This window comes from uncultured Mycobacterium sp. (assembly GCF_964249325.1).
GTDB lineage: Bacteria > Actinomycetota > Actinomycetes > Mycobacteriales > Mycobacteriaceae > Mycobacterium.
In genome coordinates this window covers 1-7,296 of record NZ_CAXUCH010000149.1, presented here as the reverse complement: position 1 = coordinate 7,296, position 7,296 = coordinate 1, and the positions used below count along the sequence as shown (strand labels likewise).

The 7,296-nt window shown below is 66.5% G+C and carries 5 protein-coding genes and 2 pseudogenes (1 of these 7 only partly in view); 2 read left to right on the top strand and 5 right to left on the bottom strand.

Going from position 1 to position 7,296, the window contains the following annotated elements:
* Positions 1–382: pseudogene (locus ACFE99_RS17105) on the bottom strand (hypothetical protein) (it extends 1,321 nt beyond the left edge of the window).
* 30 nt (positions 383–412) lie between these two features.
* Positions 413–1,752: pseudogene (locus tag ACFE99_RS17100) on the bottom strand (DUF3068 domain-containing protein).
* A 203-nt stretch (positions 1,753–1,955) separates the two neighbouring features.
* Between ACFE99_RS17100 and ACFE99_RS17095 the strand changes: the two are divergent.
* On the top strand, positions 1,956–3,143 hold the full coding sequence (locus ACFE99_RS17095) for an acyltransferase family protein (RefSeq protein ID WP_375487344.1): 1,188 nt from the start codon (positions 1,956–1,958) through the stop codon (positions 3,141–3,143).
* On the opposite strand, the gene ACFE99_RS17090 is transcribed toward ACFE99_RS17095, so the two are convergent.
* Complete coding sequence (locus tag ACFE99_RS17090) at positions 3,112–4,590, bottom strand: AMP-binding protein (protein ID WP_375487342.1); 1,479 nt, start codon at positions 4,588–4,590, stop codon at positions 3,112–3,114. The two genes, ACFE99_RS17095 and ACFE99_RS17090, sit on opposite strands and share 32 nt — an antisense overlap.
* Positions 4,587–5,567 carry a phosphotriesterase-related protein gene (locus ACFE99_RS17085; protein ID WP_375487340.1) on the bottom strand — a complete coding sequence of 327 codons (981 nt, stop codon included), beginning with the start codon at positions 5,565–5,567 and terminating at the stop codon, positions 4,587–4,589. The genes ACFE99_RS17090 and ACFE99_RS17085 overlap by 4 nt, the downstream gene beginning before the upstream one ends.
* Before the next feature lie 91 nt (positions 5,568–5,658).
* Between ACFE99_RS17085 and ACFE99_RS17080 the strand changes: the two genes are divergently transcribed.
* Positions 5,659–6,162, top strand: a complete 504-nt coding sequence (locus ACFE99_RS17080; protein ID WP_375487338.1) for an LLM class flavin-dependent oxidoreductase — start codon at positions 5,659–5,661, stop codon at positions 6,160–6,162.
* Positions 6,163–6,228: 66 nt separating this feature from the next.
* On the opposite strand, the gene ACFE99_RS17075 is transcribed toward ACFE99_RS17080, so the two are convergent.
* On the bottom strand, positions 6,229–7,296 hold a 1,068-nt coding region (locus ACFE99_RS17075; RefSeq protein WP_375487336.1), incomplete at its 5' end, for an MFS transporter.

The window sequence follows — 7,296 nt, the reverse complement described above, 5'->3', positions numbered from 1 at the left end:
GGCGCCAATGCCCCTGCAATAGCCGCTCAGCGACATACGGGTGCCAGATCGCCAGCGTGGGCGCTATTAACTGGCCGGGCCGTCCCGCCTCAGGCAACACCACTGCGGCCAAGCGGGCCGTGCCCCAACCGGCCAGCCACAACGCCAGCACCAGCAGCGCCTTGACCACGACGCCGCCGTCGAGCAAATGCGAGGCCAACGCTACCGCGAAATCCTGTGGCGTTGCGCGCGGTGCCGACTCTGCCAATCCGAGCGCGCTATCGGACAGATACGACCGCGGCGTGGACACCGCGTCGCGGAACAACAAATAGCCCGAGCCCAACGCGGGTGCCACCACCAGCAGGGCCAACACCAAGGCGTATCCCGGCGCGGACAACTGCAGGTCCCGGCGGAGTGTCCGGGTCACAGTCGGTTAAGGACGCTCGGGCGGACCTGAGTGGCGCGGACCCGAATCAGTCGGGCCAGACTCGGCCGGCCTCGACTCGGGATGAGGTGCACCAGCGGTGGGCGCGCCGGGCGGCGGAGCGGCCGCGGTGGGCGCACCAGAGGGCGGTGCGGGCCCCTCGTCCTGCAAGTCGGGGCGCGTGGGCAGTATCTCGGTCTCGGCTTCAGCACCCGACACCGGTTCGCCCGCCGTGTCCTCGCGGCCGAAGAAGCCATGGTCGGCTCGGTCGAGACCGGGGTCGATCAGCGCGGCCTCGGTCCGCAGGCTGAACCAGCCGAGCACAGCACCGCCGAGCAGCGCGATCAGACCGGCTGCGGTGAATGTGATGGGCAAAACCCGTGACCAGAGCGCCAGCCGGTCACGCTCGTCGCGGGCCGCGTTGACTTGCGACTCAATGGTTTCCTCGTTTGAGGTGACTTTGTAGTCCGCGAGCGTCACCTCGGGCTTGAGCGGGTCGCGGGCGAAGTAGTGGTTTGCGTGCTCTTGTTCTTTGACGATCGTGCCCGAAACCGGGTCGGCCCAGAAGGTCCGCTGCGCCGCGTAATAGCGCGTCATGGTGATTTTTTCGTCCGGATTGTCGCCGGGCACACCCCACATCGCGGCCGACGCCGTGACTTTGCCGTCGTCGTCGTTGGCGTAGAGCGAGGGGTATTTGACTGGATCCACGAGCTTGCCGTCGGCGTCGTAGCCGACGTTCTGGGTGAACCTGTAGGTGGTCAACCCGTTGACGTCGTCTTGGCCCTGATAGTTGGCGTCGTACGCCTTTTGTGCGATCGCGTCGAAGTAGGGATACGTCTTCTTCTCGGTGTGAAACGGAAACCGGTAGGACAACCCGTCATGCGGGAGCGCGATGTTGGTGGGCGGGCTCTCGTCATTGATGGTGCGCGGTTTTTGCACCGAGCCGCCGGGATGAGTTTCATCGGAGACGGCCATCGCCGTTTTGCGGTTGAGGGTGACGGTGTCGACGATCGCCAGCAGGAGCCCGGTGTCCTTCTGCTTGTCGCTGCGCCGTAGCGTGCTGCCGACTTGCAGCGTGACCACATCGGCGTTGGCGGGTGACTCGACGCTGATCTGTTGCTGCGACACCAGCGGCACATTCTGGTTGACCACGTAGTGGTCACCGGCCATCGACGCCGGGTCGAGCGCGGTTCCGTTGCGTCACTGATCAATGTGGTGTCGAGGTCAAGCGGGATCTTGGTGATCCTGCTGGTGGTGTACGTCCACAGCAGCAACGCGGCGATCAGCAGAGCAGCCCCGAGACCCATGATTCCGCACGCGGCGATCCGCAACATGACTGCTCGGTTCACGTCGCCGTGACCTCCTTCTGGTCCGAGATCGCCCCCACCGGCCTGCGACCGGGGTACCTCCCGCTTGCGGGGGAGCAGCGAGGCAAAACCCGTTTGACCCTAACAGCAGACATTAAGGGCGCGGCGTATGTACCGAGCCCTGCTGCAAGCACTTGCGGTGTACCCCGCTTGGGCAGCCCGATGCCGCACGGCAGACTGTGCTCATGAGCGACGCGCCGCGGGTCGGTGGAACCCGCAGCTTTCTGCCGGCCGTAGAAGGCATGCGGGCCTGTGCGGCCATCGGGGTCGTCGTCACCCACGTCGCTTTCCAGACGGGGCACTCCAGCGGCATCGATGGCCGATTGTTCGGCCGTTTCGACTTCGCTGTCGCGGTGTTTTTCGCGCTGTCGGGTTTTTTGCTGTGGCGCGGACATGCAGCGGCGGCACGAGGCCTCGGGGCCCCGCCGGCGACGGGTCGCTATCTGCGCTCGCGGGTGGTGCGCATCATGCCCGGCTACGTGGTGGCCGTCGTTGTGATCCTGTGCCTGCTGCCTGACGCCGACCACGCCAGCCTGACGGTGTGGCTGGCGAACCTATCGCTCACCCAGATTTATGTCCCGCTCACGTTGACGGCGGGCTTGACCCAGATGTGGAGCTTGTCGGTGGAGGTCAGCTTCTATCTGGCACTGCCCATCCTGGCTCTGCTCGCGCGCCGAATCCCGGTCCGGCTTCGTGTGCCGGTGATCGCCGCTATCGGGATCGCCAGCTGGGCGTGGGGCTGGGTTCCGTTCGGGGCGACGCCCGGGCTCAACCCGCTGAACTGGCCGCCGGCATTCTTCTCCTGGTTCGCCGCGGGCATGCTGCTCGCCGAGTGGCTGTATACGCCGCGCGGGCTGCCGCACTGGTTGGCGCGGCGCCGGCTGCTGGTGGCCGGCGTTGCGATGGCGGCCTTCCTGATCGGCGCATCCCCGTTGGCGGGCCCGGCCGGGTTGACGCCCAGCAGCGCCGGGCAGTTCGCCGTGAAGACCGCAATGGGCGCGGTGCTGGCCTTCGCGCTGGTGGCGCCGCTGGTGCTGGACCGGCCCGACACCCCGCACCGGTTCCTGGCCACCGCGGGCATGGTGACACTGGGCCGCTGGTCTTACGGCATTTTCGTGTGGCACCTGGCCGCACTGGCGATGGTGTTTCCGGTGATCGGGGAATTCGCGTTCACCGGGTCGATGCCCGTCGTGCTGGTGTTGACGCTGATCTTCGCCATCGCGATCGCCGCGGTGAGCTTCGCGCTCGTCGAGTCACCGTGCCGAGAAGCGTTGCGGCGCTGGGAACATCGCAGCACGCAGCCGGGGCAAGACCCGCGGGATATCCCGGGGCTCGAGCCGGTCAGCAGGGTTGCCGCGCCTGCAACCGCGTGATGACATCGGCGCGCACCGCCGAGCGCCGCGCCTTGCCGGCGTCGTCGCGCAGCGGCGCATCGACGAATTCCACGGTGCGCGGCACTTTGTAAGCGGCGATTCGCTCGCGCAGAAACGCTTGCACCGCTTGCTCGTTCAGCGTCGACCCGTCGCTGGTTTGGACAAGGGCATAGGGCACTTGACCCAGATCATCATCTGGAACACCCACGACCAGACACGACAGCACGTCGGGGTGCGCTGACAGCGCATTCTCGATCTCGGCGGGGTAGACGTTGCGCCCGCCGACGGTGAACATGTCGACGCGCCGGTCCGACAAATAGAGGTAGCCGTCGGCGTCGAAGTAACCGAGATCACCTAGCGAGTCCCAGCCGTCGCGGGTCTTGGCCGAGACACCCACATAGCGATAGGTGGGCGGTGTTCCGGGACTGGGCCGCATGTAGATCTCGCCGACCACGCCCGGCGGGCACGGCCTCCCGTCGTCGTCAAGCACCTTCATTTGGCCGGCCACGACGACGCCGACGGACCCGGGGTGGGTCAGCCATTGGTCGCCGGAGATGAACGTCAACGCCTGAAGTTCGGTGCCGCCGTAGAGCTCCCAGACCTTCTCGGGTCCTAGCAAGTCAATCCAGGCCTGTTTGATTGCGGGTGGGCATGGCGCGCCGAGATGCCAGAACCGCCGGATCGACGACAGGTCGTAGGCATCGGGGTTGGCACGGTAGACCGGCAGCAGCCGCTGCATGATCGTGGGTACGGTCGTCAAGAAGGTGACTCGATATTCGGTGATCAGGCGAAGAAACTCGTGCGGATCGAACCGGCTCATCAGCACCAGGTGGTGTCGCATCAGCAACGCGACGACCGCCGTGGTGATGCCGGTGTTGTGAGTCAGCGGCACGGAGACCAGGGTGGTGTCGCCCTCCTGTGCGCCCAGCGGATAGCCGATGATGGGCGGTATCCGGCTGCCGCCGCCGGCTTCGATGAGCTTAGGTCGCCCGGTGCTCCCGCCGGACGCCATCGACTTCCAGCACGGCGAAACTGCTTCCGGCAGCGGGGCATCCGATGTATCAGGAGTGAAACCTAGCGGGACGCTCGGGATTTCACCTTTGGGATCCTCTCGCCCGACCAGCAATGTCCGCAGCCGCAGCCCCAGTAGTTCCTCGAATTCCGGGTCCGGCAGCCGCGGGGAGAGCGGCTGGGGCACCGCCCCGAGTTTCCAGCACGCGACCGCCGCCTGTATCCATTCGACGGAGTTCGGCAGCACAATCGTCACGTAATCGCCAACGCCGACGCCACGTTCGGCGTAGGCCCGGGCCAGCCGGTTGGTCGAGGTGTCCAGTTCGGCGCGGGTGATGGTGCGTCCGTCGCAGGTGACCGCCGGTTCCTCGGGTGCCATTTCGGCCAGCCGCGAGATCTGGGTCCCGATCGGCGGGACCAGCTCAGCCTGTGTCATTGGTAGGCGCCTTGGCGTTCGAAGATGCGGCGCGGGTTGTCGACGAGCATGGTGTGTAGCTGCTCGTCGGTGACGCCGCGCTCCTTCAGCGCCGGGATCACATCGTTGTGGATGTGCAGGTAATGCCAATTCGGCGCCGCGACGCGCAGCAGGTCTTCGGGCAGCGCGTCGAAGAAGCAGTTGGCGTCGTGCGACAGGACCATCTTGTCGGCGTGACCGCGCTCGCACATGCGGGCCACGGTGTTCACCCGGTCCTCGAACGGCAGGAAGGCGTCGATGCCGAACCTGTCCATGCCGATGTAGGAGCCGTTGTTGATGAGCTCTTCGAGGTAGCCGATGTCGGTGGTGTCGCCGGAGTGGCCGATCACCACCCGGGTCAGGTCGACGCCTTCCTCGGCGAAGATGCGTTGCTGCTCAAGGCCGCGCCGAGTAGATGCGTGGGTATGGGTGGAGATCGGCACACCGGTGCGTTTGTGGGCCTGCGCGACGGCGCGCAGCACCCGCTCCACCCCGGGGGTGACGCCGGGCTCGTCGGTGGCGCATTTGAGAATCGCGGCCTTGACCCCGGTGTCGGCGATGCCCTGCTCGATGTCGCGGACGAACAAGTCCGTCATGATCTCGGGCCCGTCCAGCGGCGCTCCCGGGCCGAGATAGTGGAAGCAGAACGGCACGTCGTTGTAGGTGTACAAGCCGGTCGCGACGACGATGTTCAGCTCGGTGGCTTGGGCGATGCGAGCGATGCGCGGAATGTAGCGGCCCAGTCCGATCACGGTCAGGTCGACGATGGTGTCGACTCCGCGGGCCTTCAGCTCGTTGAGGCGCTCGATCGCGTCGGCCTCGCGTCTCGCCTCGTCGCCCCAGCTTTCCGGGTAGTTCTGCACGACCTCGGTGGTCATGACGAACACGTGCTCGTGCATGAGCGTGACGCCGAGATCGGTGGTATCGATGGGTCCCCGTGCGGTATTCAGTTGCGGCACGAAGCCGATGCTAGAGCGATCGGGCGACGCTGGCGGCCGATTCATGATGGTCTTGTTCTGTAGCCACCAGCAGGAAATAGGAAGCGGACTGATGAACCAGGTGCAATTCGGCGTGTCGCTCGCGCCGAGGACCGAAGAACTCGACACCATCGTCACGCTCGCCGTCGCTGCGGATGATGCCGGCCTTGATCTGCTCGGCTCCATCGGCCCGCGAGCGCTGGAATTGACCGGCCGGGTCGCCGACGGCTGGGCTGCCCCGATCCCGAATTACCTTGCCCACGAAGACCGCGGGCAGGCGCAAGACCGCATCGATGCCGCCGCCCGCGCAGCCGGAAGGGACCCGCGCGACATCCGGCGACTCGCACACTTACCAGGCATTGTCACCGATGGTCGCGATGACGGAGCTCCCACCGGCAATGATGCCGTCGTCGGCCCGGCGCAACGGTGGGTCGAAACCATCGCTCACTTCGTCCGCGACCTGCGGTATGACACCGTGATCTTCCGGCCCGACGAGACCAGCGAAACCCAGCTTCGCCGGTTCACCGACGAAGTCGTACCCGGTGTGCGTGCGACACTGGGCGCCGAACAGAACTGACCGGGCGACAGCCCAAACCATCTCGATGGCAACAGGATTCCCCGCAGCTGTCCGCTGTGAGAGACGCTAGAATAGGCGGCCTGCTGCGCTCCCCCGGGGATGTCCAGTACAGGCGTGTTGGCAGGCATGGTTGACCCCAGGCAGTACCTGGTGTGCGACCTCAGCGCCGGTACGGATGGTCCCGGCCGCCACAATGCCGCCGATCGCGGATACGAACGCGGCAATGATCATCGCAATAGCGAAGCCGTGGCCCAAGGGTTGCCCAGCACCGGCATCGATACCGGCGGCCACCGGCAATACCGCGATGGCGAGCAGGCCGGCCAGACGGGCGACGGCGTTGTTGGCGCCCGAAGCCGCTCCGGCACGGTTCTCAGACACCGCGGCCAGGACGGCCGCCGTAAGCGGGGCGACCGTGATTGCCAGCCCGGCGCCGAAGACAGCGACGGCGGGAAATACCGCTTCTAGATATGAAGCTTCTGGTGTGATGCGGGCCATCAACGCCAAACCGCCGGCAGCAATCAGCGGACCAATCGTCATCGGCAGCCGCGGGCCAGTGCGCTCCGCCAGAGCACCGGCCCACGGCGAGCCAACCAGCATGATGATCGTCGTGGGCAGTGTGGCTAGCCCGGCGGCCAGCGCCGAGTAGTGCAGAGTCTGCTGCAGCTGCAGGGCGAGCAGAAAGAGTGCACCGCCGAGTGCCGCATAAACGGCCAAGGTGGTCAGGTTCGCGCCGGTGAACTGACGGGAGCGGAACAGCTGCAGCGGCAAAAGTGGTGCACCGGAGCGCATCTCGATCAGCGGGAAGGCCACCAGCGCTGTCGCGCCGATGACGGCGGCCATCACGGTGACCGGTGTCCAGCCGAGAGAAGGTGCTTCGATCAGCGCGTAGATCACTCCGGCGAGGCCCACGGTGACGGCCGCGGCGCCCGGGATGTCCACTCGCCCCCGTGGTGTGGTGTCCCGCGATTCAGGGATGTGGCGGAAGGCAATCCACGCCGCCGCCGCGGCCAGAGGAATGTTCAAGAAGAACACCCACCGCCACGATGCGGCGTCCACAAGCCAACCGCCGATGAACGGGCCGAGCGCCGAAGTCCCCCCGGCCCTGCCCGCCCAGCTCCCCACGGCGCGGCCCCG